We start from the raw sequence: 25,283 nt of genomic DNA on the forward strand, positions 1-25,283 counted from the left end.
ATCTACAGAAGTTCGGAAAAATCGTCAGCATGCCATTCCGTTAGCAGCTCAACTCTTTAAAGAGCCAGGCCTTCGCAACCCGCCAGTCGCGTTTCACTGTCCGTGAAGAAATTCCCAGAACGCTCCCGGCCTCTTCCTCGCTCATTCCGGCAAAGAATCGCAGTTCCACAATCTTCGCTTGGCGCTCATCAAGCAGCGCGAGACGGTCAAGCGCCTCATCCAATGCCAGAATTTCGGGAGCTTTTTGCGGCGATGGCAAGATAGCATCATTCAGGCTCGCTGCGTCCCAGCCGTCGCCCCGCTTGCTCGTCTGGTTCGCCCGCGCGTGGTCCACTAGAATCCGGCGCATAATTGTCGCCGATACCGCGAAAAAGTGAGACCGGCTTTGCCAATCCACTTCACGTATGCCGGTAAGACGAAGATAAGCCTCGTGAACCAGCGCCGTAGGTTGCAGAGAGTGCCCGGGGGACTCACGGCGCATGTAGATTGCTGCAATGCGGCGCAACTCCTTGTAAACCAAGGGGATTAGCTTCGCCTCAGCAGCTTTGTTGCCTCGCTTTAATTCTTGCAGGAGTTCTGTGACATCACCAGGCATAGCAGACATGCAAAACTCTCCGCGCGGGAGAAAGGAAGGATGCTATTAGTTATACCATTGAGCGTACTTGGCTGGGGTATCGTTGGTTTCACCAAAACGAAGGATAATGGGTATCTCCCAGTGTTTGGGACAAATCCACGGCGGATTTATATCAGCGGCGAGCAGGAAAGGCGTAACAGATTCCATCGTGTAGGAATTCGAGCAGCGAAGATCGATTCAGGCAGTCACCAAGTTCAGGGCTTTGTACAAGATGTGACGCAGGCCCGCGTTCAACAGACGCGGGTAAGGTAGCAGATACAAAAACCTGGATATCCCAGCGCACCCAGTTCCTACTTGAACGCGCTATCGTCCAAAGCCGGAGGTGAACCAACCCTAAGCGGGAGGCCTCTGGGCGGCAGCTAAAATACACTCGCTGCCTCTGCAACAAGTTCCGTAATCACCGGGGCGACGCCCTCGTTCGAGCATCGACAGGTAGGCTTGCGTGAGGCCTAGCCTTAATGCCGCTTCTTGCTGTGTGAGGTTAGCTTCCTCGCGTCTTGCTTTCGGTGCATTGCCGGTCCAAGGAATTCTCGTTCACTTAGCACAACGATGATTGTTATCCGATGGCACCAATCGATCCCTGACCTTATGGGTCGGTGTGTACGCCCAACAAGTTTCGTCATTCTTTGTTCCAGCGAAAAAAAATCGTGTCTGGATGCCCAGGCCCGACAGTACGCGCAAAACCCTCTTCGCAACAAATCAATATCAAAAAGCATTTAAAAAATGAAATTCATCGGAAAACCCGACGACTGTCACATTCTCTTACACAGTCAACACGGGCATGATCACTAAACCATTCAATATAAATATCTTAAATGTAAGAGCAGCGGACTTAAAATCCGCAGGCCGCAAGGCCGTGGGGGTTCAAATCCCCCTCCGGGCACCATAGAGTGCGTCATTTACATGATTCGCTCCTCTACTAAAACCTTATTAAGCTGCTCCCATGCTACTTTTGGCGTTGCTTGGTTTCGCTTCAGCTGGGATCGCCTTGAGGTGGTGGTCAAATAGTGGCGAAAAACCACCATTTGACGTTGGCCAGGTTGCGTCACTATTAACCGTCGCCACAGTGAACTGCCACGATATCCTAATGCCGAGTCAAATGTTCAAGAACCACGGTAAATATTTGCGCGCTTTACTGCCATGGAGGCAGGTTGAAAAGCGCAACAGCCGCCTTTGCATGGCGTCGCAATGGCCGCGTAGAGCACGGTATCTTGCAATCCTTGTAACGTGGGCGATCGCCAGTTTAGTTGTTTTTTATCCTGTTAGAAGTCTGGCTTATCAGAACTCAGCGGACGCAACTCGAAAAAACAATGCTCACAACGCGACCCAAGAGAACCGGATTCGCTTCGAAGACCTGGTTGAAAAATCGGGCATCCGGTTCCAGCTTACGAATAGCCTCAGTTCGCAACGCTATTCGATCGAAACCATGCTGGCTGGCGTGGCGCTGTTCGACTACAACAATGATGGGCTGTTGGATATCTTCTTTACGAATGGAGCGACGATCCCTTCGTTGGAAAAGAGCAATCCGAGGTATTGGAACCGGCTCTACCGCAATAATGGCGATGGAACGTTCACGGACGTCACGGTGCAGGCGGGTGTGCAAGGGGTGGGCTACTCCATGGGCGTGGCGGCCGGCGACTACGACAACGATGGATTTGTGGATCTGTACGTGACAGGCGTCAACCGAAATCAATTACTCCACAACAACGGCGATGGGACGTTTACCGATGTCACGGAGAAAGCAGGCGTAGCTGGCATTCTGCCCGGCTATGGCAAGCCCTGGGCGGTGACGGCAGGCTGGTTCGATTACAACAACGACGGGCGTTTGGATCTGCTGGTGATCGACTATCTCGACTATAACATCGCTACGGCGAAGCTATGTTCTATAGGCGATGTGCGAACCTATTGCGCCCCTGGGAACTTCAAGGGAACACCGAACATTCTCTATCGCAACAACGGAGATGGCACATTCACGGATGTGTCTAAGCAGTCGCACATTGCGCAGTACGTGGGCAAGGGCATGGGACTCGCGTTTGCCGATTACGATAACGACGGATTCACGGACGTGTTCGTGTCGAACGATTCATTTCCAAACTTCCTGCTGCACAACAACGGCGATGGAACCTTCGAGGATGTAGCGCTTGAAGCAGGTGTAGCGTACACCGCGAATGGATCGCTGGTCGCAGGCATGGGCACGGACTTTCGCGATCTGAATAATGATGGCCAGCCCGACATTTTTCACACGGCAATGTATGGCAATACATTTCCCCTGTACAGAAATGACAACGGACAATTCAACGAAATCACCGATACTTCCGGAATTACGGCGTTCAGTCGTCGCATGACGGCCTGGAGCACGGGCGCGTATGACTTCGATAACGACGGATGGAAAGACTTGTTCGTTGATGGCGGAGCGATCCTGGATAACGAGCAGGAGGTGCTGCATCGGCCAACACTGCAGCCGAACGGCCTTCTGCACAACAACGGCAACTTTACGTTTACCGATGCCAGCGCCACGGCCGGAACCGCATTCATGGCGTTACGGTCGCATCGCGGGGCGGCCTTCGGCGACCTTAACAACGACGGTGCGGTTGACATTGTGACAAGTTCGATCAACGCCCGCCCTCAGATCCTGATGAATCGGACAGCGAATGGGAATCACTGGATTCTCCTAAAGCTGGTGGGAACGAGGGACAACCGTGATGGGTTGGGTACGAAGGTGAAGATTACGACCAGCGAAGGCGTTCAGTACAACGAAGCGACCACAGCGGTGGGCTATAACTCATCGAGTGATAAGCGAGTACATTTCGGACTGGGTAAAGCCACGACGATCGAACGGATCGAACTGGCCTGGCCTACAGGCGTGAAGCAGACATTGACGAATGTAAAAGCGGACCAGGTGCTGACGATGGTGGAGCCGCGCTGAACATTTTGGCAGACACTCCTTCTTTAGCGCTTCGCAGGCTACGGTCAACGGTCGGACTGCCAAAATGCTGCACGATACCGCTTGGCCAGGGATCTTCAATATGGCTGATTTCTTATTCCTTACTGGGCCAAAGCAAGCGTATACATATTCAGCAGGTTCACGCCCATAAAACCCGTAATACGGAACGATATTGACAGTGCTGATCGCAATGGCGTATATTTTTCGACGCCGCTGAAAACGTTTCCAATGTGTCTTGTAATTCCTGCCCCGTGGCAGAAAACGGAGAGGATGGAAACGCAAGCAGTGGGTTCTATGTAGGAGCGCGACGGCAAGCAAGCGTCGGAGCTATGGAATCTCGGTAAAAGATAGATCCGGATTGGTCTGTTAGAGGCAGCTTCAGAAGCTGATCTGCCTTGGCCTTAGCCGGGCAGAAAGATTTACGACCGGGATCCGATATCAACAGATTTACCAGGAGACGCCATGAAAAAATTCACATCCAAGAAGCACAGCTTATTGCTTCTTTTCCTGGGAGTGTTTCTGGTGTTCGCGGGTTCCCGCGGATACGGCCAGGATACAAACGCTTCCCTCGAAGGGACAGTGACCGATCCAAACAATGCTGCTATTCCGGGAGCGAAACTGACGCTGACCAATCTGGCGACAGGCTTCCAGACGAACTTCGTTTCCGATGCAAGCGGCGAATTTTCATTCCACAACCTGACTCCCGGCAAGTACGACTTGGCGGCGGAGGCCACAGGCTTCAAGTCGTCTACACAAAAGGGAATCGAGCTGGCGATCAACCAGGCGGCCCGGCTGGACCTACACCTCGCGATAGGCAACGCGGCCGAGACTGTAACGGTAAGCGGCGACGCCTCGCTGATCAATTACGACAACCCAACCCTGGAGGGCGGTATCGCACCGGAAACCCTGCAGGATTTCCCTCTGACTATTTCAGGTGCGCCACGTTCCTCCGTAACGGTTGCCATCCTCCTTCCCGGCGTAACGACGGGTGGCGGTGGCAATGCCTATAACTCACGCAGCAACGGCGGCCTGGTTTCGGGAGATGAAGCTATTGTCGACGGTGCAACCGCGATGGAAGGCTTCATGAACCAGAGCGGCATGGTGAGCTTGGAGACCGACTTCGGCATGTCGCCCGATATCACGAGCGAAGTGCATATCCTGACCGCGAATTACGACGCGCAATACGGCAACACTACTTCCGGTCAGCTCATTGTCGAGACCAAGAGCGGCGGAGAGAAGTTCCACGGCAGCGCTTACGAATACATCCGCAATGACGATCTGAACGCGACGCCATACGGAGGCACCAAGCCGCCGGATAAGGAAAATGATTTCGGCGCCAACATTGGCGGTCCGATCTGGCTGCCTAAATTGCACGGCGATCACTCCTGGGCGAAGGGATACTTCTACTTCAACTGGGAAGGTTTCCAGGACCACGGCGGTGCCAACTCGTCAACGCTGTCGATCGCTTCGGCAGCTGACCGCAACGGCAACTTCAGCGGATGGGGATCGCAGTTGTATTACCCGAACGATCCCGCCAAGTATGGTACTGATGCTGGAACTCCCATCGCTTACAACGGGGTGACGAATCAGATCAATCCCATCTACGAGGACCCGATCGCGGCGGCCTGGATCGCGGCGATGCCCACCCCAACGAACAACGGAGAGATCAACAACTACTACATTCCGGTTGCCGGACAGGGATCGCTGACAAGCAGTGAGAACGTCTACTTCTGGCGTACGGACTTCAACCTGGGTAGCAGGGATCACTTGTACTACACCTATTGGTGGCAGTACAGCGGCATCAATGCCCAGACCAACCTGCCGATCGCGCTTTCGACTGCCAGCCCAGCCAACCCGGAGAATGCGCCCATCCAACGACTGAACTGGGAGCATAACTTCTCCGATGTGATGACCAACCATCTCACCCTCGGTTACCTCAACCGTAACGAAGGCTACTATGCGCTGAACGGTCACGCTAGTCTGCCCAAGGTCTCCGGCGTAGCCAATCCGGCTTATCTACCGGAAATGACGTTCGGCAGCTACTATTCCCAGTTGGGCAACAACGATCCGCCGGACTCGGCTGAGACGAAGACGACTCGTGGCACCTATGCTCTGAACGACGTAGCCACTCGCGTGATCGGTCGGCATACGTTGAAGGGCGGCTTTGAATGGCGCCTGGCAGGAACCTCCATCCATGAAGGAACCAACCAAGGCGGCACCTTCAACTTCAACGCCGACACCACCGGCACCACCAGCACGGCCCTCTGCCCTGCGGGTTGCCCTGGTGATCCGATGGCCAGCTTCTATCTGGGCGCCGTCGGCGGCGCCTCAGTGACGTACTACAACGTGCATGCGGAATATCCACGGCAGGACGGTTACGCCGCGCACATTGGCGACTCATGGCGCATCAATCCCCGGCTTACGCTGGATTACAGCCTGCGCTGGGACTACATTCAGCCATTCCGGGAAAAGTTCGACAATCTCTCGTTCTTCGATCCGTTGGGCGCGAATCCGGATGCGGTGACAACAAGCGGCACCCAGCTTGCCGGGCGTTTGGCATTTGCCGGCACCAAGTGGGGCGCGGCGAGCTACGGCGCCGACTTTCCGGAAATGGCGCACCACAACAATCTGGCTCCGCGCGTCGGTTTCTCTTATGCGGTTAACGATAAGACCGTCGTGCGCGCCGGTTACGGCATTTACTTCGGCCAGGCGTTCTACCCGGGCTGGGGTGGCGGCATGAGCCAGGATGGATTCAACAAATATCTGAACCTGAGCGAATCGCCCAGCGGCTCCTTCAAAGTACCGGCTCTGTACCTCAATAACGGTATCTCTGCTGGACAGACTGGGTCGACGGCGAGCAACATTAACTCCGGCTTCGACAACGGAACAAGCCCATCGTTGTATCGTCCTTTAGACGGAAACAAGAGGCCGTATTCGTCCCAGTGGAACCTGACAATCGAGCATCAGTTGCCTCACAACTTCTATGCCTCCGTTTCCTACGTAGGTACGAAGGGGACGCACCTGCCGTCGGCTCTCAGCCCACTGAACGTACTCAACCCGAATAATCCGGCAATCTTTGCACTCGGCAGCGACCTGAACGTAAGCTACACCGCCGCCGATGGTCCAGCGACCTTTGCCAAGGATGGTATAGCCGTTCCCTACGTAGGCTGGGCAACCCAGATGACAGGTTGCTCGCCGACGATTCAGCAGGCACTGCTGCCATATCCGCAGTATTGCGGTGACCTGCAGGGCGATAACGAGGGACACGCGAACTCCATCTTCAACTCTTTCCAGGGGAAGATCGAGCGTCACATCAACAACGGCCTGTACCTGCTGGGCTCGATTACCCTTGCGAAGCTCTACACCAATGGCACCTTTTCAACGCAGGGGAACTCAGGTGGTTCTGGCAACACTTCGGCGTTCTCTCCCTATAACCCCGGGCGTGCCTGGGCCATCGCTCCGGATAACGTTCCGATCACCGGATCGCTCGCTGTGGTGTACGATCTGCCGTTCGGCACCGGCAAGCAGCTCCTGAACGGAGGCGGCGCGATGAACAAACTGGCAAGTGGGTGGCAAATTAGCCCAATCTACCGGTACGAGTTCGGAACACCGTTCTCGTTCAGCTCATCGACTTGCACCACGTCCACTGTCGCAGGTTCCTTCCGCGAAGGTTGCGTACCGGGCGTCGTCCCAGGGCAGCCGACGCAGCCACACGGACGGGATGGATTCAATCCAGCACATGCGTCGAACTACCTCAACGCCGCGGCCTTTGAAAACCAAAGCGCCTTCACCGCCTTCGGATACACGGGCTATGGGAAGGGGGTCTCGACCGTCTATGGACCCTCTTATCAAGACCTGGATGTGTCCTTCACCAAAAACACGAAGATCACCGAAAGGCTGAACTTCAAGTTCTCGTCAAACTTCTTCAATGCTCTCAACTATCACGCACTGATTTCGCAAGGAAACGGCCCCGGTGGTGCGTTTGTCACAGATGTAGCCAACCCGGCCTTTGGAACCTGGAATGGCGACGCATCGACGCCGCGTACGATCCAGTTCGCGGGACGGTTTGAATTCTAAGCTGGCCGTTAACTTTAGCGCATCACTTACACGCCATCAGGCTGGTTTCAGCCTGATGGCGTTGTTTCATCGGGCAGATGTACGGCAGCCGTAGATTGCGATCCTGCAGAAGCGGCACCGGAAGACTATGGTGTGGAAGCATGCGGGCGAAGCTTCTGATAAGTTGCTGCTTCGTCTAGTGCTGCTTGCTGTTGGCCGAGCTTGTGATAGATGCGGGCGAGGACCAGATGCGGCTCCGGGTAGGCCGGATTCAAACGAATTGCTTCGCGAAGTTCAGCAACGGCATTATCCAATTGACCGAGACCTTCAAGAAGAGTGCCAAGCTGGAAGTGTGCTGGCGCGAGTGACGGATCAAGACGAAGCGCTTCACGTAGATTGGCCTCGGCATCTTTAGGCTGATCGAGGAATTGCTGCACGATCGCTAGATTCAGATAGGGCCAAGGAGAAGGATGTTGCGAGCTGCGGTCAAGCTCGATGGCTTTCTTATAGTTCTCGATAGCCAGTGCGTTCTGATTCTTGTAGTAGTAACAGAGGCCGAGATTGTCGTAGGCCCGGGCCATAGAAGAATCCAGCTCAATGGCATGCTGAAAGTAATGGATCGCTTCCTCGTACTGATGAGCATCGTAATCGACGCGGCCAAGCCAATAAGGAAACAGAGCATTGCGCGGGTCTTGCTGCGACAACGACTCGAGCTCAGGACGCGCCCAATCCGAATGAGAGAGGCGGATGTAGCTCATCGCCAGAGAGAAGCGAAGGTTGGGGTTGAGCGGAGCAATTGCGTTAGATTTTTTCCAGGCGATAGCGGCGTTCAAATAATCCTGATCGACAAAATAAACTACACCAGCAAATGCGAGCATGCGCCCGGCAGAAGCCGAATGTGGATCGCGGTCAATCTCAGCGAGCAGAATTTTTTCCGCTGTAGGATAGTTGTGTGCGTCTATAGCCTGCTTAAGCTCAGCGGCGCGCGGAGTGGGCAGTCCAAGCGAGGCAATGGCAGAAAGACGCGGCGTGGCATCCTCGGTTGCTTGTGCAGAGGCATTAGATGGCGATGCGAATTCAATAAATGCGAGAGCCAGCAGCGGTGCCAGCAACAATGCACTCCGAGAGGTCATGAGGATCAGTATAGTGGAGAGCTTTATAGCAATGGCCCGTCGTAGCCTATGGCTTAGCGCGCAGTGTAGGTCGTTCCTGCTGGTGCTTGTCGGCTTCGTGTCGTTCACTGCCGCTGCGCAACAGAGCGGAGATGCGTACCGGCAGAGCGTGCTGGCTATTCAGCAGCAGATCGACGCGGGCGACCTTGAAGGCGCGCGCTCAGCAGTTGTGCAGGCGGAAAAGCAATATCCAAACAATGGCGGTCTTGAAAACCTGTTGGGTGTGATCGAGGCTCAGCATGGGCATTTGACTGCTGCGCGGCAGGCATTTTTGGCAGCTGTGCGCCATGATCCGCGGCTGGTTGGCGCATACATGAATTTAAGCCGTTTGGATATGCAAACAGCTGCAAAGGACGCGACAGCCCGCGCCGAGGCCCTGCGCATGAGCGAGAGAGTAGTGCAGATGGATACTGCGAATGACGAAGCGCATTATCAGATCGCTACGATTCTTGCATGGGAAAAGAACTACGCACGCTCGCTTGCGGAGCTTGAGCGACTGAGTCCCCAGGCACAGACCGCCATTGGCGCGCAGGCGCTTATCTGCGAAGACCATGCCGCACTTGGACATCGCGAGGCTACAGACAGAGCCGCACATATGCTGGCGTCCAATACTGACCTTACCGAAGAAGACGCCAATCCCTGCGTGTCTGCACTACGTGCTGCACATCGCGCGGTCTTGATCGAGGAGTTGTTGTCCTCTGCAGCGGAGAGGCACCCGCTGTCACCTGCGGGGCTGCGAATGCTGGGTCTGGCGCAGGAGGCGGATGGGAAACTCGGCCAGGCGCGAGCCACGCTCGAAAAAGCATTTACCGCAGATAGTACTTCTGTCGAGATTCTGATCGACCTGACTCGCGTGGCTAAAGCCGCCGGCGATAACCAGGGAGCTTTGGGGTACCTGGCGCATGCGCGCGATCTGCGACCCACGGACGCGACGCTCCCATACGAGTTTGGCGTCATATGCCTGCGTATGGGTTTGTATGCCGAAGCGCGCAAAGCAATCGGCGCAGCTCTCGAAATTGAACCAGACAATCCCGATTACAACCACGGAATGGGCCTTGTGGTGTCCTTTTCTGAAGATCCTGGACAGGCCATGCCTTATCTACTGAAGTACCACACACTGCGGCCGCAGGATCCAAACGGACTGTTGGCGCTAGGTGATGCTTCTTTTCGCGCCAAGGATTACGACACAGCGCTGACGTGGCTCAGGCAGGCTGTCGTGCACCCGGCTACGGCCGCAGAAGCGCACTACTATCTTGGGCGAATCGCCCGCCTGCAGGGCAATATCAGCGAAGCAACCGGCGAGCTCAAGGACTCACTGCAGTTGCTTCCGAACCAGGCAAGCGTTTTGGCTGAGCTGGGGCAGATCGCGGTGAGCAAAGGAGACAACACAGAAGCTTCGACATATCTTGATCGTGCAGTAAAACTCGATCCGGATAACTACGCCGGCAATTACGGTCTGCTGCTGTTGTACGCCCGCACTCGCGATCCACGCCTGGAACAACAGTCAAAGCGATTCGACGAAGTGAAGAACAAGAAAGATGAGCGTGACGTGGAGATGATGCGCTCGCTTGAAATCAGCCGCGATGGAAAACCGAACAGCTCAAAGAGCCAACAAAAACCCAACCAGTGAAGTCTACTCACGCCCAAGAATGTGGATCGGAAAACCATGGAGCATATGCTTTTCGGAAAGGCTCTTTCCGTTCGTTTCCGGGAACATCTCGCTCCTCCACAAGCGTCCCCGAGCTGAAAGAGCGAAAGATCGACGGAGACAATATCACATTCGTCGAAGCTTTGGATATGAGCGGAGATGAAGTTCGCATTGTCTACGCGGGAAAAATCGATGGTGACAACATTGAATTCACTCGCAAGGTGTGAGATTTCGCGACGGAAAAACTAGCCTCGAAACGTATCAAATCAGAGCCGGCTTCCGCTGCAAGCCGGCGATTTTCCTATAACAACCAACGGGTTCTGGCATTTACAAGAGCACGCCAAGGCCATGGCTCTCTTGGTAGTTATAGAACCGCTTTCCTGTAGCGCGCGCAATCTCTCGCACCGCCTGCTTTACTTGCGGAAAAGACTGGGTGTCATGGAACAGTGTGCAGTGTGAGTGCTGCGCACTCCACAGACCGCAAGCATAGGTGTCGGCAAAGGTGTGGACGATGTCTACGTGGATCAGGTCAAAGTTCCTGACTTCGTTTCGGATGTAGTCCCGATAGTCGCTGCGCACCAGAGAGATGTTTGGATAGACGGAGAGCCGCTCCTGCGTCAACTCGAAGATGTTTGACTTGTTGACGGTGTGTTTATCGCCTTCAAAGGTATCGACACCGATGACGTGGTCAAAAAACGAGGAGAGGGCCACAGTCGAATAGCCATACTCAACTCCAAATTCCAGACAAAGCCGGGTTTTCAGCCGAAAGCGTTGAAAGATGTCGGCAAGTATAGATGGAATACCTTCCCAGGCGGAAGGAACCGGAAGATGTCTCGATGGGGAACGACGATCAACCGGAACATAAGGTTCGATGGGAACTTTGGGTTTGCTCAGGCCGCGCACAACGGATTTCCAATGGTCGTATTCCATTGCCAGGGACATAGATCTCTTTTCCGGAACTTAATTCGCGGTTGGGGAGAAAAAGTATGTGCAGACTGGGCCAGTCTTTTAACCGTGCCGCGCCGGAATATCCGGCAGATGGCGTGGTGTTCTTCTATGAGCCACAAGCTGCTCAACAGTGCTTAGATCGGAAGCGCTTTGATCAGCGGTGAAAATCCGCTTGAATAGGCGTTTCGGCAACGTCTGCCATTCCGATGCATCTAAGCCAATCTTCCACGCAGAAGAGAGGATTGTGGCGGTCCAAATAGCCCAGAGAAATAGGTCAGTACCAGATTGGAATCTCTCCACCAAAATGGGAGAAGCGATATCGTTGGCACTGATGATTGCAGGTCTTATAACACCGAAAATCTAAGACGCGATACAGCGAACTTAGCCAGAGTGGAGTGCATGCTCACAGCAAAAAAGTGCATAAGTTGAGAGAAATGTCTGACCCCGGATCGAAACTGGAAGTTCGATTCAATACCGGTAAGGAAATTTATGCGGGCCGGACGCTGACCACCTCTATCGGCTTTTGCCTCGCCCGAATCAAGCCGACACCGACACCGGAAAACTGAGCGAAAGCTCGTGCGATTAGCACAAATGGAGCAAGGATGCCGACTACAGGATCTTTACGAAAGGCCCGGGCCGCGAAAGGAATAGTACTGAGAAGAAAGGCACCCAAAACAATTGGTGAAAAAAGTGCAGAACGACGGATTGCGTCCGTCAGAACGGCTGCCAGCAGCGCTGGCGGAAACAGCAATTGCAGCTTCATGATCTGTGGAGTATGACTATCCTTCACCGCTTTGGCCGGATTTTTACGGACGGCAAGCACGCGCCAGAAAGCAAATTTGTATTTCTTCTTTAAATATTTGCCGAACGAGTTAGGATGCGTGTGATACACAATCGCATCAGGCGCAAATAGCATGACCCACCCGCGCGCGGACATACGGTAAGAGAGTTCGATATCTTCCGCACACGCCACCGGAAAAGACGTATCGTAGCCATTCATCGCAAGAAAGTTGTCACGGCGAAATGCGGCCGAGTATGTATCGATGAAGTCGATAGATGGCAGCATCGCCATCAGGCGATATCGGTCTTCATATTCGATCTGCACAAATCGAGCCGCAAGCTCACGCTGTTTTGAGCGATAAATACCCTTCGCACCCACAACCTTTGGATCACGAAACGGTGCAATCATCGATTCGATCCAGTCAGACACCGGAACGCAGTCATCATCGGTGAAGAGCACAATCTCACCTTTTGCTTCGCGTGCTCCGAGATTGCGTGCGGTCGCAGGTCCAGCGTTTTGCTGCCGGAGAAGGCGCACGCGGGGGAATTGTTGCACTACCCCTGCGGTGTCGTCTGTTGAGCCATCATCGACAATCAGTATTTCGAAGCTATTCGTTGTGGATTGATGCAGCAGCGCATCGATACAGTGAGAAATTCTGGAAGCGCCGTTAAAGGTAGGAATGATGACAGATATGAACTGGTCTGGAATGGCGCACCCCGTTCAAGCAGAGAGAAGAAATCTTGATGAAGAATACAAGCTCAATGCCACCAATGTCTGGGGCACCAAACGCTGGGTGGCATGCTCAGAAGCGAGCAGGTCATTTTGACCTTGCATTAGGCTGCTACTTCGCCCTGTTTTGCAGTGACGTCTGTCTTCTTGTGCTGACTGCCTCGCAGCAAATATTTCGACAACGTGATAAATCCCTTCAGATTTCGTTGCAATTCGCGCCGGTCCTTCAGAGATTGCTTCAGCTTGTATGCAAGATACGATGGAGCGAGATAAAAGCTGCGCCGCGCCCGATCACAGAAACTGACCAGTTGTTCATGCGTGATATTTGGCAGTGTCACAACGCTGTTGTGAAGTCCATCTTTCGTGAGCCACGCATTCCAATCTTCAATCTGAATATATTCGCGCTTCTTAGCTTCCTGGTAGGCTACTGTGCCGGGATAAACCATAATGGGGAAAAATTGCGCAGTATCGGGGCGCAGCTTCTTAGCAAAATTAAGCGTTTTCTCCATGCTGGCCGGGGTCTCATTTAAATTGCCTACCATGAAGCAGCCATGCACCATGATGCCGGCATCTTGGCATCGCCTGACGAACCTATGCGCCTCGTCGTGATATTTTGAGTCGCGCCGGTCATCATTATTTTTGTGCATGCCCTTGATGACTTCCACGTCGCCGCTTTCGAAGCCAACGCAGAAGAGCCGCGCTCCTGCTTTGTGAACCGTCGAGAGAAACTCAACATCTGAGCCGATATCGGCGCGGCAATTGGCGTCGAACGGCAACTTGTTTCCGCGCCGGATAAGCTCATTTGCAAGCTCGAGAGTACGCGGCTTGCTCACGATGAATGTATCGTCTTCGAGCATGACGGTCTTGACTTCGGGCATTTCGCGTGCGACAAACTCAAACTCGTCGGCAACGTTGCTCACTGATCGATAACGCATCGTGTGACCGCTGAAGGTTTGCGGGTACACGCAGAAGGAGCAATGATAAGGGCAACCACGGCTCGTGTCGAATACGACCAGAGGCCAGAGGGAGTGCCCGTAAAAGTAGTCTGGAGTGTGCAGAAATCGTTTATAGACCTCGCTTACAAACGGCAATTCGTCGAGATTATGGATCGCTTCCCGTTGCTTATTGTGAACGACCTCTCCCGTTGCGGAGCGACGCCACACCAGCCCGTCAACATCCGACAGATCTGCCCCACAGGCTTTGGCTTCCAGCCAGTCGCGCACAGTGTATTCATATTCGCGGATCGCAACTGCCTGCAGGGAATTGGACATGGCAAGGGTTTCCCTCGGGAGTGAGGAAACATGGCGGCCAACCATTAACACATGCAAATTAGGGCGCGCTGCAACTAGCTGTTCTATGACATGAACGTCATTGATAATGCTTGGCGTGGAAGTATCGCAGACCACTGCCTCGATATTCTTGGCCGCAATGCGATCAAGCACAGTTTGGACGGAGTATTCAGCCGCGGGTGCATCGACCAGGTCAACTTCGTGACCATTTTTGATAGCAACTCCTGCAGCCGTTGCGAGCCATTTCGGATAGTAAAGAGTCCCACTCTTGGTCACTGCCGGGCTGCGCTGTTCTCGCGAAAACCGGGGATGAAACGGAGGATTCAGGAAGAGCACGCGCATCGAGTCGGACCTCCAAGTCCTTTGGGAAGAATATCAAACAATGATAGGTAAAACCGTGCAAGTTCTGGTCAATTCGAAACAGAAGTTATGAGATCTTTGTGAAATTGAAAACGGTATCCTCTACGTTAATTATGCAGTTAACAAGATGTCGTTATCAAGCAACGAGTGTCAAAGGAAACTTGAACGAAAAAACGTTGTTAGTTTACGCATTCCGTCAAATTGGCACTCGAACCAAATTGTTAACAATGTGCAGAGTGCCCAAATCGCAATGGGTTGGACGAATCATCCCGGAAAACGAAATCGTCTTCCTTCTGAAACAGGTGCATATCAAGTCCTTTGCGGATCTCCGGTACCCAAATAGGAAACATGTGCCATGAAGAAAGGCAGCCCTGCGTTGATTTTGACTCAATAGCCGTAACCGCGTTGTTCTGACGGCATCTGTATTCCTCTCGCTCATCGCTGCTACGGAACATGTATCACTGGATTGCGATCTGGATACGCCGGATCTTTGATAATCTGACCCGCCCTTCATCACAAAGTTAACGTGATACATGATGGTAATGTCCTTGAGCGGATTGCCGGTGACGGCGACGATATCGGCAATCCGGCCGGTCGACGGTTCCGACCTGCTTCTCTTTACTGAACATGGTTGCCGCATTGACGGTTGCGGCTTGCAGAGCGCCCAACGTTGTCATGCTACCTGCAACAAGCGCACCAAATCGCGAGATTCGGACTCATCAACATCGTCGTTATCAACACCGTATGCAATTTTTATGTGATGAGCGAGAGCGAGTTTGAAGGCCGGCCTATGCCAACCAGGATCGCAGCTGTCGGTTCAGCGCCGGATTGAGCGGTTTGGGCAATAGAAGCGGATGAAAAACAGAGTTTTGTAACGGAAAGTACACAGGCAAAACCTGCCCAGTGCGAGAAGCAGTCGGCAAAGATTCACGATGGAAAGGACGTTAGCATGCACAGCCGGGCGAGGCCAGGTTCCCGGCATGCGCCGCACATCCAGAAGAATTCGTTTTTAGTGCTATGGCAGATTACTCGTGGACTTTGACCACCAGGTAGTTGAAGACGTTGCCTTTGGGGATGAGAAGTTGATGGGGAACACCGGCTGGGATGTGGACGAAGTCGCCCGGACCGAGCTTGCGCGAGACACCGTTCTGAATAGACTTGCCGAGAGTTTCGCCATTCGCTTTGGTCGTAGGATCGACGACCGTCCCGCCAGTGATAAGAGTGGCGTAACCCGAAGCGACATAGAAGACATCGGCAAAATGCGCGTGGACCTCCGCGCCTCCGTTGGCAGTGCGGGTTGAGACGCGCATGTCATGATTGCCATAGTCCGCAAGCACGCTTCCGCCGGAGCCTTTCTGGTTGGCTTGCAGCAGGGCTTGGGCAAATTGATGTTTGATCTGATCGGCGGAGAAAACGTCAACGGACTTGGGCGATTGAGCGGTTGCAGCAGTAGCTGCGAAAGCAAGCAGGGTGGCGATGATTCGTTTCATGGGTGTCTCGCAAAAGATTTTTGTGCCGGAAGAATAGTAGCGGATTGTGCCGAGGCTGTGTCTTCTTTGAGTGAACCTGCCGGTCTATACTGCCTGCGTGCGATCGACTGGATTTTCTCTCTTGGCGCTTCCGGGGCAGGGGCCCGTCGCGATACTGGTGGCGATTTCGTTTGCCGCGGGGTTGAACGTTTACGCTACCGTTGCGACGCTGGGTTTGCTCGGGCACACGCATTGGCTGGAGCTGCCGCCTTCACTCAGCCTGCTTACGAACTGGTGGATGATCGGTGCAAGCTCAGTCTTATTTGGTGTGGAGTTTTTTGCCGATAAAGTCCCGGCTTTCGATCTGGTTTGGAACGCGCTGCATACATTTATTCGCGTGCCTGTCGCGGCTCTGCTGGCATATCAGGCATCGAGCGGACTTTCTCCGCTGGAGCAGGCTGCGGCTGCGGCAATCGGTGGGACGATAGCGTTCGCCGCACACGGAGGCAAAACTGCAGCGCGAGCGGCTGTTACTCCATCGCCAGAGCCATTTTCCAATGCGGCGCTGAGCACGGCAGAGGATGTGTGTGCGGTGGGGTTGACATGGCTTGCAACCGTGCATCCCTATTTAGCAGGCGGAATAGCGCTGGCGCTGGTTGTGGGTGTTGTCCTGATGATGCGGTTTGTGTGGAAGGCGCTAAGAAGGCTGTTCCGCGGCGCGGAGCGAGTGGTGGAACAAACATAGAAATGTGAGGCACAGCTGAAGAATTTCCAGGCTTTGCACCTCACGCTTCTTTCAATTATGGCGCTGCACAGGTAAAGCTGGTTGCTTCATTGGTGTTGCCCGTGCCTTTGTAAGCCGCAATGGTGGGATACGCACAGAGCGGACGCGTGGCCTTGACCGTGTGATCGTCGTTATAGCTGGCAGCTACAATGCCTGAGGGCGCTGTGCCGCTCTCCACCCAAAGCTCAAGCGCATCGAAGATCCCGTGCCCCTGGGCCGGTATCCCAAACTGGCCGAAAAGATTTGGCCCAGGCCCGCCAGCACAGTGCTCCACGCCGGGAAGCATGTAAAGGCGAACAAAGCTTGCGGTCTTCTGTTCACCAACGGTCTTCTGGACGTTCTCGTAGTAGTCAATGGTATTCCACGGCGAGACCGCCGGGTCGTTCCAGCCGTGATACAGAATAAGCTTGCCTCCATGAGCGGCAAAAGGTGCGAGGTTGGGATCGGTGGAGTCGAGATCAGGGCCGCCCTTTGCAATGGACTGCGCAAGTGATTCATCGACGCTGGCGGTCACCGGGTCCCAGTTGGGATTGCCGGTGATTATGTAGCGGAAGTAGCTCTGGATGTAGTGCGATCCGGAACCTGAGCCAGGACCGGTGCCTACAACCCATTGTCCCCAACCCTCTTCATCGCCTGGCACATAGCCGGGAAAGATCGAATTGCCGTGGCTGTCTTTGCCGCCAGAATAGTACGCATTCAGAGCGTCGATCTGTGGCTGCGTCAGGCAGTCGTTGGAGTCGGCGCCTTTGCAGAGCAGAACAGATGTGTCGAAGTGGCAGTGCGGCGGGTCGCTGACGATACCGTCCTTAAGATTGTCGACGCTGCCTGCCGGTGTGTCGCAAGCAGCGAGTGAGGCGCGCTCGATGGCGGGCAGCTTGGCCGCGGGGATATAGCTGGCCGGATCTTTGAGCGTGCGGTGGGCTATATCGACGCCAGACGCCAGCATATGCGACCAGTTGTTAGCGGGCGCGCCGGCGAGGATACCGTCGTAATCGTCAGGAAAGCGCTGAGCCTCCATGAGGGCTTCGCGGCCGCCGTCTGAGCAGGAGTCGAAATATGCCTTTGTGGCAGGCTTGGAGTAGTAGGCCTGGATGAGCGCTTTGGTACGTTCCGCAGTGACGTGTACGGAGCGCCAGCCGAAGTCTTTGACTTTTTCTGGATGGTGAAGGGACCACGACGCATCTTCACCGCCGGCTCGGTGACCAGCGTCGGAGCCAGAGACGGCAAAACCTTTCTGCACATACGCTGCAAGCTCGTTGTACCAGATGGAACCGGCGAAGCCTCCGTTGCCCGCGCCGACATAGCGGCCATTCCATTTCGCCGGCAGCCATATCTCGAACTGTATGTCCGAGTCAGCGGATGGATGGAAGCTACCCGTAACGCGGCAAAAGGCCGGAAGATCGGCGAATGGCTTGTCTTTCGCTGGATCTGCGTCGGGCGGCAGAAATGTGCCACCGGTGACGTCTTCTGCCGACGCAATCGCGGTTTCCGGCAGATGAACGGATTTGAGCGAAGCGCAATTGGCAGCATGAAGCATGGGTGCAGAGATGGCGAAGAGCGTGACGGCGAGGAGGAGTTTCATCAGTGGTCCCCTTGAGCAAATCTGATACCGAAATGTGGCCACGACTCCGCCACTGTGCAGCGATTTGATGTTATTCGATCAGGAACACGGGGTCGATGGGGATTTGCAGGGTCGTTGCGATGGAGTTGGTCTGGGAAGCCAGGGCGAGGATGGCATTCAACTCAGCGTGCTGAGCTTCGGTCATGCCCTTGGCACGTGCAGCAGCAGTGTGCGAATGGATGCAATAACCGCAGTTGTTGGCGCTGGAGACGGCGATGTAGATCATCTCTTTGGTCAGCGGGTCGAGCGCCGAGGGCGCGATCATGACCTGCTTGATTGTGTTCCAGGTGCGCTCCAGCAGATCGGGCTGGTTGGCAAGCGCACGCCAGAAATTGTTGATGAAATCAGATTTTCGCGTGGCGCGGATATCGGCGAAGACAGCTGCTACCCGTGAGTTCGTTGCAGCTTCTTCGTCGGTCCAGAGGTGTGCAGTGGACATGGAACTCCTTTGCTGTGACGGAACGATGATGGCGGATGAACCCAAAACCAGGCAATGAGGTGGATGCAAATCGCCTGAATTAGGTATGCGTAGCTGTCAACATCTTAGAGCGCGGCATCTTTGGTCTCGCGGATCATGAGCAGTCCCAGCAAAGTTAGCAGCGCTGATGCACTAAGGTAGTAACCGACCCATGCCAGACCCCAATGCTGGGCAAGCCATGTAGCAGCGTACGGGGCCAGTGAAGCTCCAAGAATGCCTGCCGTGCTGAATGCGATAGAGCTGCCGGTATAACGCACGCTGGTAGCGAAGAGTTCAGAAACGACCGTGCCCAACGGGCCGTAGGTGATGCCCATCAGCGACAGCCCAAGTACCATCATCGCTGTAGCTCCAAGGGTGCCCGCGCTAAACAGCGGCGCAAGCACGAGTCCGAAGAGAGCGATAGCGATGGTGACGCCAATCATCACAGGCCGTCGTCCGCGCTCGGCTAGCCGCGCAGCGAGCGGAATCGTAGCTGCAAAGAAGAGCATGCCGATGAGCTGAATGATCAGGAACGTTCCGCGCGAATAGTGAAGTGCGCTGGTGCCCCATGAAAGCGCAAAGACTGTCATCAAGTAGAAAAGGACGAAGGTGCAGATGCAGACCAGCGTCCCCGCAACGAGCGCCATGAAATTATGGCGGAAGACTGACCAGAGAGGAACGCCCGTAGGGCGGTGTTGCTCGATCGACTTCTGGAAGACGGGTGTTTCGGTAATCGTGAGGCGGACGTAAAGGCCGAGCAGCACCAGCACGGCGCTGGCAAGAAAGGGCAGACGCCAGCCGAAGTAAAAGAATTGGTGGTCCGTAAGCACGTCAGACAAAAGGAGGAAGATGCCTCCGGAAAGCAGGAATCCGATAGGCGCGCCTAACTGCGGAAACATGCCGTAAAGAGCGCGTTTATGAGGCGGCGCGTTTTCGACAGCAAGCAACACGGCGCCGCCCCATTCGCCGCCGAGCCCGATGCCTTGACCAAAGCGGCACAGCGCCAGCAACAGCGGTGCAGCAATGCCGATGGCCTGGTAAGAAGGCAGGATGCCGATGATGAAGGTGGAGAAACCCATCGTTGAGAGCGCGACAACCAAGGTACGCTTGCGTCCGATGCGATCACCAAAATGCCCAAAGAGTGCCGAGCCGATGGGCCGCGCAAGGAAAGCTATACCGAAGGTTGCGAGCGAGGCGAGTGTGCTGGTGGCCGGATCGCTGGTGGGGAAGAACAGCTTAGGGAAGACCAGAACAGCGGCAGTGGCGTAGATGTAGAAGTCAAAAAACTCAACGGTGGTGCCGACTAGGCTGGCGAAAAGCACCTGGCGCGGGGTGTTGATGGGCTTGCTCGTAGTCTGATTGGAGATCATGGCTTGAGTTTGAGTTTATGAGATGCTCCAGGACGAGCATAAGGCGCAGACACAGCGTCGTTCACACCAATCTTTCCCATGAGGCACGGAAAGATTGGTGTGATACCGATAAGGCTGAGCTAGAGAATCCCGTCGAAACTCGACGAGGTGAAGTCCGCCGCCGCCCTGCTCCAGCCGATGCGCAAATCTTTCGCCTGGCGCATGGCGAAATTGCCCGCCGCCGCTCCTGGTCCCGAGGGTTTAGGCGCAGTGATGGCAAAAAAGTCAGCGCGGTCCACATCTTCAAGGTAGAAGGCAGGACGCGGATCAGGTGCAATGGTGGCTAATTCAACGTGACTCATCTCAAGATGCTTCACATGGCGCAGGAAGAACCCATGACTCGGCGTTGCGCCGAACATGTTGGGCTCGGGATACTTGGTCTCGTTCTCCGCGGGATTGATTTGCACGGATTCCGCAGGCGCGCCACCCGCGGATTCAATGAAAATATTTGAAAGCTTCACATCTTCGATGGCGTAGCCGGGAATGCCCACAAGAAGCGAGCCATTGCGCGACGGTGCATTGTGGCACTCAAGATTACTGATGAGCACCCGCCGCAGCGTCCCCACCTTTGTGCTTTCCTTCGGACCGCGCAGCCGCGCTCCCAGACGCAGAAAGATCGGGCACGCCGAGAGGTCGCGCATCGTGATGTTGGTGATTGCGATGTCCTCAAAGAGAGCGCCATCGACTGTTTCCAGCGCAAGCCCCTGGCAGCCTTCAAAGACGCAGTTCGAAACAGTGGTGTTGATGAAGCCACCGTTGGACTCGGTGCCGAACTTGATGCGGCCAGTGCGGGAGACATGTTCTTCAGGGGCGAATTTTTTGAATGTACCGTCAAGCAGCGTGCCGAGTTGATACTGGCCGGTGACGTAGCAGTTCGTGATCGTGAGATTGCGCGTGGGCCGCGCGTACCCGAGCGCATAACTGGATTTCGGACAAATGCCGTCGTCCCAAGGCGAGTTGACGGCGCAGTTGGAGACGCGGACATTCTGGCAGCAGTCAATGTCCATCCCGTCGCGGTCGGTGTCGATGGTAAGGCCGTCAATGATGAGGTTATCGACTCCCGTAAGCAGCAGCCCGAAGTGGCCGCCTTTCAGGATCGAAAAATCAGCGAGAGTAACATTGCGGCAGTTCTTGAGCGCGATGGCTTTATTGCCCACGCCTGCCTGCTCGGCAACGAAAAACACAACGTTGCCTTTGGGATTACGGCCATTCGATAGCCCCCGGCCCCAGACGAGACCAGGCCCGGTAATGCTGATGTCGTGCAGATTCTCGCCCCAGATCAGCGAATTATGCCAGTGGTTGTGGCCGTAGTCCTGGTATGGCTCCCATGGGTCGTTTGGCTCGGCTGCATCGTATGTACCGCCGTTGTAGCCAGTCTTATCGCCGGACTTGGGCGAGTCGGCGGCAAGGATGATCGAGCCCTGCTGCAGCAGCAGATGAACGTTGCTCTTGAGATGAATGGAAAAAGTCAGGTAACTTCCTGCGGGAAAGAGCACAGTACCGCCGCCCGAAGCGAATGCCTGATCGATAGCGCGATTGATGGCGTCGGTATCGAGCGTTTTGCCGTCGCCCTTCGCACCAAAGTTGCGTACATCAAAGATGCCGGCCGTTCCGGTAAATCCAGTACGATTTGGCGCTTCTCCTTCAGAATGGTAAAGCTGTGACGCAAGACCGGCAGCTGGAAAACCGGCAGCGGCAAGGCCAAAGCTGCTGGTTCGGAGAAAGTTACGGCGGGGAAGATCAATAGGCGGCATCGTTGAACAGGTCCTCTCCTCAGGCGGATTCATCGTAACATCCGGAGTTGAAGGGCAGAGGCTGGCGCACGAGACTGTATCGCTGCTGTTGACTTAACAAGGGGGTATACAGATACTGAGAAAGATGTCTTTTCTGCGCCAAACCGGAGATACCGTGTGCATGTGCTGCACGTGTATGTGCGGGGGATCCGTGCCTTTGGCTCAGAAGCGGCGCATGCGATAAGCGCAAACGGTTTGAGACAAACGGCCCGGGTCTAAATGGACTCGGGCCGTTTTGCTTTTAGCGGCGGCAGAGCTAGCATGGCTGGCGTGCCAGGATTATTGGGAAACATGAGATGAGGAGATGAATGAGCATGAGCGAGGAACAGGCAAAGCAGGGGTTGGGAACGATTGCGGTGCATGGCGGACAGGTAGCCGATCCAGCTACAGGAGCTCGCGCGGTGCCGATTTATCAGACGACATCGTATGTCTTTCAGGACTCGGACCACGCCGGCCGGCTCTTTGGGTTGAAGGAGTTCGGCAATATTTACACGCGCATCATGAATCCGACAACGGACGTGTTCGAGAAGCGCGTGGCGGCGCTCGAAGGCGGCGTGGCAGGGCTGGCCACAGGCAGTGGACAGGCTGCAACCACGCTTGCCTTGACGACGTTAGCGAAGGCTGGCGATGAAATTATCTCGACTACCTCTTTGTATGGCGGCACGTACAACCTGTTCCACTACACGTTACCGCGGCTCGGAATTGAAGTGAAATTTGTGGATGCCGATGACTTTGACGGGCTGAGAGCTGCCATCACAGGCAAGACGCGTGCGATCTACGCGGAGACACTCGGCAATCCGAAGCTGGATGTGCTGGATATCGAGAAGCTCGCGGCGATCGCGCATGAGCACGGGGTACCGCTGGTGATCGACAACACCACGCCGTCCGCTGCTCTGGTACGTCCGATCGAGTGGGGTGCCGACATCGTAGTCAACTCGGCTACCAAGTTTCTAGGAGGACACGGAACAACCATCGGCGGCGTAATCGTGGATGCAGGAAAGTTCGATTGGAAGGCTTCCGGTCGGTTTGCCGAGTTCACGGAGCCTGATCCGTCTTACCACGGGCTCTCTTACTGGGAAGCGTTCGGCAATCTTTCGTTCATCCTGAAAGCACGCGTGCAGGGGCTGCGCGATACCGGCGCTGCACTTTCTCCATTCAACTCCTTTCTTCTGTTACAGGGAATTGAAACGCTGCATCTGCGACTGGAGCGTCACTCGCAAAATGCGTTAGCCGTGGCGAAGTGGCTAGAGGCGAACGAAAGCGTGGAATGGGTGAATTATCCGGGCCTGGAGTCAAGCAAATATTATGCACGGGCGCAGAAGTATCTTCCGAATGGACAGGGCGCCATCATCACCTTCGGAATCAAGGGTGGCTACGAAGCCGGGAAGACGCTGATCGATTCGCTAAAGCTCTTCTCTCATGTGGCGAACATCGGTGATGCCAAATCTCTGGTGATTCATCCGGCATCCACGACGCATCAACAACTGACGACGTCCGAACAAGCGGATGCGGGAGTTACACCGGAACTTGTTCGCTTGTCGATCGGCATAGAAGACATCAAGGACATTCTGGCCGATCTGAATCAGGCGTTGGTCAAAGCAACTCCAGGAACGAAAGAAGAACTGGTGACGAAGTGAGTCAGACAGAGCTGGCAAAGCCGCCGGAAGCAAGCAAACCAGAGGAAAGTGTAGCTAAGGAAGCTACGCTTTCCTTCATGGGTCGTCCTATGCTCGTGCCTAAGAGAGTGAATAAGTCGGTCAAAGCTGTTCCTGCGCCGACCTATGAAGGGGACTTCATTATTGAAGACCACTTGCTGTTGCAATGCGGACGCACATTGGTGCGCCCAACGCTGCATTATGCCGTTTATGGCAGGTTGAATGCCGGGTGCAGCAATGCAGTCTTGGTTTGCCACGCGCTTTCCGGTTCGGCCCTGGTTGGTTCGTGGTGGCCTGAGTTATTTGCAAGAGATTCGCAGATCGAGTCAGCTTCAAAGTTAGAAACATCGCAGGCAGGATTAAGTGAGAAGGGCATTGCAGGAGCTCGCGGCATTGTCGATCTTGAGAAAGATTGTGTTATCTGCATCAACCTGCTTGGCTCTTGCTATGGATCGACGGGGCCAGGGTCGATTAATCCGGAGACAGGTAAGCCATACGGACCTGAGTTTCCACTGATCTCCATTGCGGACAACGTGCGCGCGCAGGCTCTGCTTATGGATTCGCTGGGAATTGCAAAATGGAAGCTCGCGATCGGCGGATCAATCGGCGGCATGCAGGCGCTGGACTGGGCGATTCTTTATCCCGGGCGAGTGGAGCAGGCCGTAGTGATTGGTGTTGCGCCGCTGGGCGCGATGGCGATTGCACTCAATCACCTGCAACGGCAGGCCATCCAGAGCGATCCTGACTGGCTCGAAGGGCGCTACTGGCCGCATAAACAGCCCCGAAAAGGCCTCGCATTGGCGCGGGAAATAGCAACGCTGAGTTATAAGTCACCGCAATTGTTTGCCGAGCGGTTTGGCAGAAATCCGAACCGGAACGGGGAGGATCCCTGGTCTCTCGACGACCACGGCGGTGGACTCACCGGCGGACGGTTCGATGTAGCCGGATTCCTCGACTATCAGGGAAGGGGATTCGTGGAGCGGTTCGACGCGAACGCATATCTGGCGATCCTAAGAACGATGGAGACATGGGAACCGGAGCGCGAGTTTGGCGATGCGAGAAAAGCATTCGGACGCATTCAGGCGCAGATGACCTTCGTCGGAATCAGTTCGGACCAGCTATTTCCGGAAACCGATGTGCGCCGACTGGCGGAGTCTGTGCGAAACGCTGTTTCGTCAGGTGGGAAAAACGTTCGTTATTGCGAGATGATTTCAGATCACGGACATGACGCATTTCTCTCCGAACAGGCTGAACTGGTCAGGCTGGTGAATGGAATCGGATAAACCACTCGTTGCCGGAGAGCGCCAGCCGGGCGCGTTTCGAGCACATTAGATCTCCGTGAATTCCCGTGCGCCGTGAGGCCGAAATGTAAAGTGTTCGATTCGTGGCTTGTCACATGGTGCGCGTGTTTCTATAATCCCCACATCGCCGCAAGGAAGGCAGGACCTGATCTTGCTCACCATGGAAAATCGTCTTCTGGACTTGCCAGGGGAGATGGCCCGATGCGGTTGATTGCTATTAGCAGGATTTCTCG

Annotated in this window: 17 protein-coding genes; 6 read left to right on the top strand and 11 right to left on the bottom strand. The window is 54.9% G+C overall.

From position 1 onward, the window contains the following. Positions 1–40: 40 nt before the first annotated feature. Positions 41–604, bottom strand: a complete 564-nt coding sequence (locus tag OHL22_RS00665; RefSeq protein WP_263332164.1) for a sigma-70 family RNA polymerase sigma factor — start codon at positions 602–604, stop codon at positions 41–43. 363 nt (positions 605–967) lie between these two features. Beyond that, the gene (locus OHL22_RS24960; protein WP_377819864.1) at positions 968–1,162 is read right to left on the bottom strand and encodes a helix-turn-helix domain-containing protein; all 195 of its coding nucleotides are present in this window, start codon (positions 1,160–1,162) and stop codon (positions 968–970) included. Positions 1,163–1,721: 559 nt separating this feature from the next. Between OHL22_RS24960 and OHL22_RS00670 the strand changes: the two genes are divergently transcribed. Then, on the top strand, positions 1,722–3,560 hold the full coding sequence (locus OHL22_RS00670; protein ID WP_263332166.1) for a CRTAC1 family protein: 1,839 nt from the start codon (positions 1,722–1,724) through the stop codon (positions 3,558–3,560). A gap of 480 nt (positions 3,561–4,040) precedes the next feature. Further along, a complete protein-coding gene (locus OHL22_RS00675) occupies positions 4,041–7,655 on the top strand; it encodes a carboxypeptidase regulatory-like domain-containing protein (protein WP_263332168.1) in 3,615 nt (1,204 codons plus the stop codon). 125 nt (positions 7,656–7,780) lie between these two features. Here the strand turns inward: OHL22_RS00675 and OHL22_RS00680 are convergent, their stop codons facing one another. Then, complete coding sequence (locus OHL22_RS00680; protein ID WP_263332170.1) at positions 7,781–8,767, bottom strand: tetratricopeptide repeat protein; 987 nt, start codon at positions 8,765–8,767, stop codon at positions 7,781–7,783. Positions 8,768–8,798: 31 nt separating this feature from the next. Between OHL22_RS00680 and OHL22_RS00685 the strand changes: the two genes are divergently transcribed. Then, positions 8,799–10,436 carry a tetratricopeptide repeat protein gene (locus OHL22_RS00685; RefSeq protein WP_263332172.1) on the top strand — a complete coding sequence of 546 codons (1,638 nt, stop codon included), beginning with the start codon at positions 8,799–8,801 and terminating at the stop codon, positions 10,434–10,436. A 345-nt stretch (positions 10,437–10,781) separates the two neighbouring features. Here the strand turns inward: OHL22_RS00685 and OHL22_RS00690 are convergent, their stop codons facing one another. The 4 genes from OHL22_RS00690 to OHL22_RS00705 all read right to left on the bottom strand — a co-directional run bounded on the left by OHL22_RS00690 (position 10,782) and on the right by OHL22_RS00705 (position 16,051). After that, a complete protein-coding gene (locus OHL22_RS00690) occupies positions 10,782–11,396 on the bottom strand; it encodes a class I SAM-dependent methyltransferase (protein ID WP_263332174.1) in 615 nt (204 codons plus the stop codon). Positions 11,397–11,889: 493 nt separating this feature from the next. Next, positions 11,890–12,891: a glycosyltransferase gene (locus OHL22_RS00695; RefSeq protein ID WP_317890882.1), complete on the bottom strand. Its 1,002-nt coding sequence runs from the start codon at positions 12,889–12,891 to the stop codon at positions 11,890–11,892. Positions 12,892–13,016: 125 nt separating this feature from the next. Next, positions 13,017–14,543 carry a B12-binding domain-containing radical SAM protein gene (locus OHL22_RS00700; RefSeq protein ID WP_263332176.1) on the bottom strand — a complete coding sequence of 509 codons (1,527 nt, stop codon included), beginning with the start codon at positions 14,541–14,543 and terminating at the stop codon, positions 13,017–13,019. Between the two features lie 1,043 nt (positions 14,544–15,586). Further along, positions 15,587–16,051 carry a cupin domain-containing protein gene (locus OHL22_RS00705; protein WP_263332178.1) on the bottom strand — a complete coding sequence of 155 codons (465 nt, stop codon included), beginning with the start codon at positions 16,049–16,051 and terminating at the stop codon, positions 15,587–15,589. Positions 16,052–16,172: 121 nt separating this feature from the next. On the opposite strand from OHL22_RS00705, the gene OHL22_RS00710 reads away from it, so the two are divergent. Continuing rightward, positions 16,173–16,775 (top strand): DUF4126 domain-containing protein, encoded by a 603-nt coding sequence (locus tag OHL22_RS00710; RefSeq protein ID WP_263332180.1) that lies wholly within the window; start codon positions 16,173–16,175, stop codon positions 16,773–16,775. A 55-nt stretch (positions 16,776–16,830) separates the two neighbouring features. Here OHL22_RS00710 and OHL22_RS00715 read toward each other — a convergent pair whose 3' ends face one another. The 4 genes from OHL22_RS00715 to OHL22_RS00730 form a co-directional block, all read right to left on the bottom strand. Further along, positions 16,831–18,396: a tannase/feruloyl esterase family alpha/beta hydrolase gene (locus OHL22_RS00715; protein ID WP_263332182.1), complete on the bottom strand. Its 1,566-nt coding sequence runs from the start codon at positions 18,394–18,396 to the stop codon at positions 16,831–16,833. A gap of 70 nt (positions 18,397–18,466) precedes the next feature. After that, positions 18,467–18,874, bottom strand: coding sequence for a carboxymuconolactone decarboxylase family protein (locus OHL22_RS00720; protein ID WP_263332185.1), 408 nt, complete (start codon positions 18,872–18,874; stop codon positions 18,467–18,469). A gap of 104 nt (positions 18,875–18,978) precedes the next feature. Continuing rightward, entirely contained in the window at positions 18,979–20,262 is a 1,284-nt protein-coding gene (locus OHL22_RS00725) for an MFS transporter (protein WP_263332187.1), read from the bottom strand. A 119-nt stretch (positions 20,263–20,381) separates the two neighbouring features. Further along, positions 20,382–22,055, bottom strand: coding sequence for a rhamnogalacturonidase (locus OHL22_RS00730; RefSeq protein WP_263332189.1), 1,674 nt, complete (start codon positions 22,053–22,055; stop codon positions 20,382–20,384). 353 nt (positions 22,056–22,408) lie between these two features. Here OHL22_RS00730 and OHL22_RS00735 point away from each other — a divergent pair, with 353 nt between their 5' ends. After that, the gene (locus tag OHL22_RS00735; protein WP_317890873.1) at positions 22,409–23,731 is read left to right on the top strand and encodes a homocysteine synthase; all 1,323 of its coding nucleotides are present in this window, start codon (positions 22,409–22,411) and stop codon (positions 23,729–23,731) included. Further along, entirely contained in the window at positions 23,728–25,032 is a 1,305-nt protein-coding gene (gene metX, locus OHL22_RS00740) for a homoserine O-acetyltransferase MetX (protein ID WP_263332194.1), read from the top strand. Before OHL22_RS00735 ends, metX begins: the two co-directional genes overlap by 4 nt. Positions 25,033–25,283 lie beyond the last annotated feature (251 nt).

The organism is Acidicapsa dinghuensis (assembly GCF_025685685.1).
Classification (GTDB): domain Bacteria; phylum Acidobacteriota; class Terriglobia; order Terriglobales; family Acidobacteriaceae; genus Acidicapsa; species Acidicapsa dinghuensis.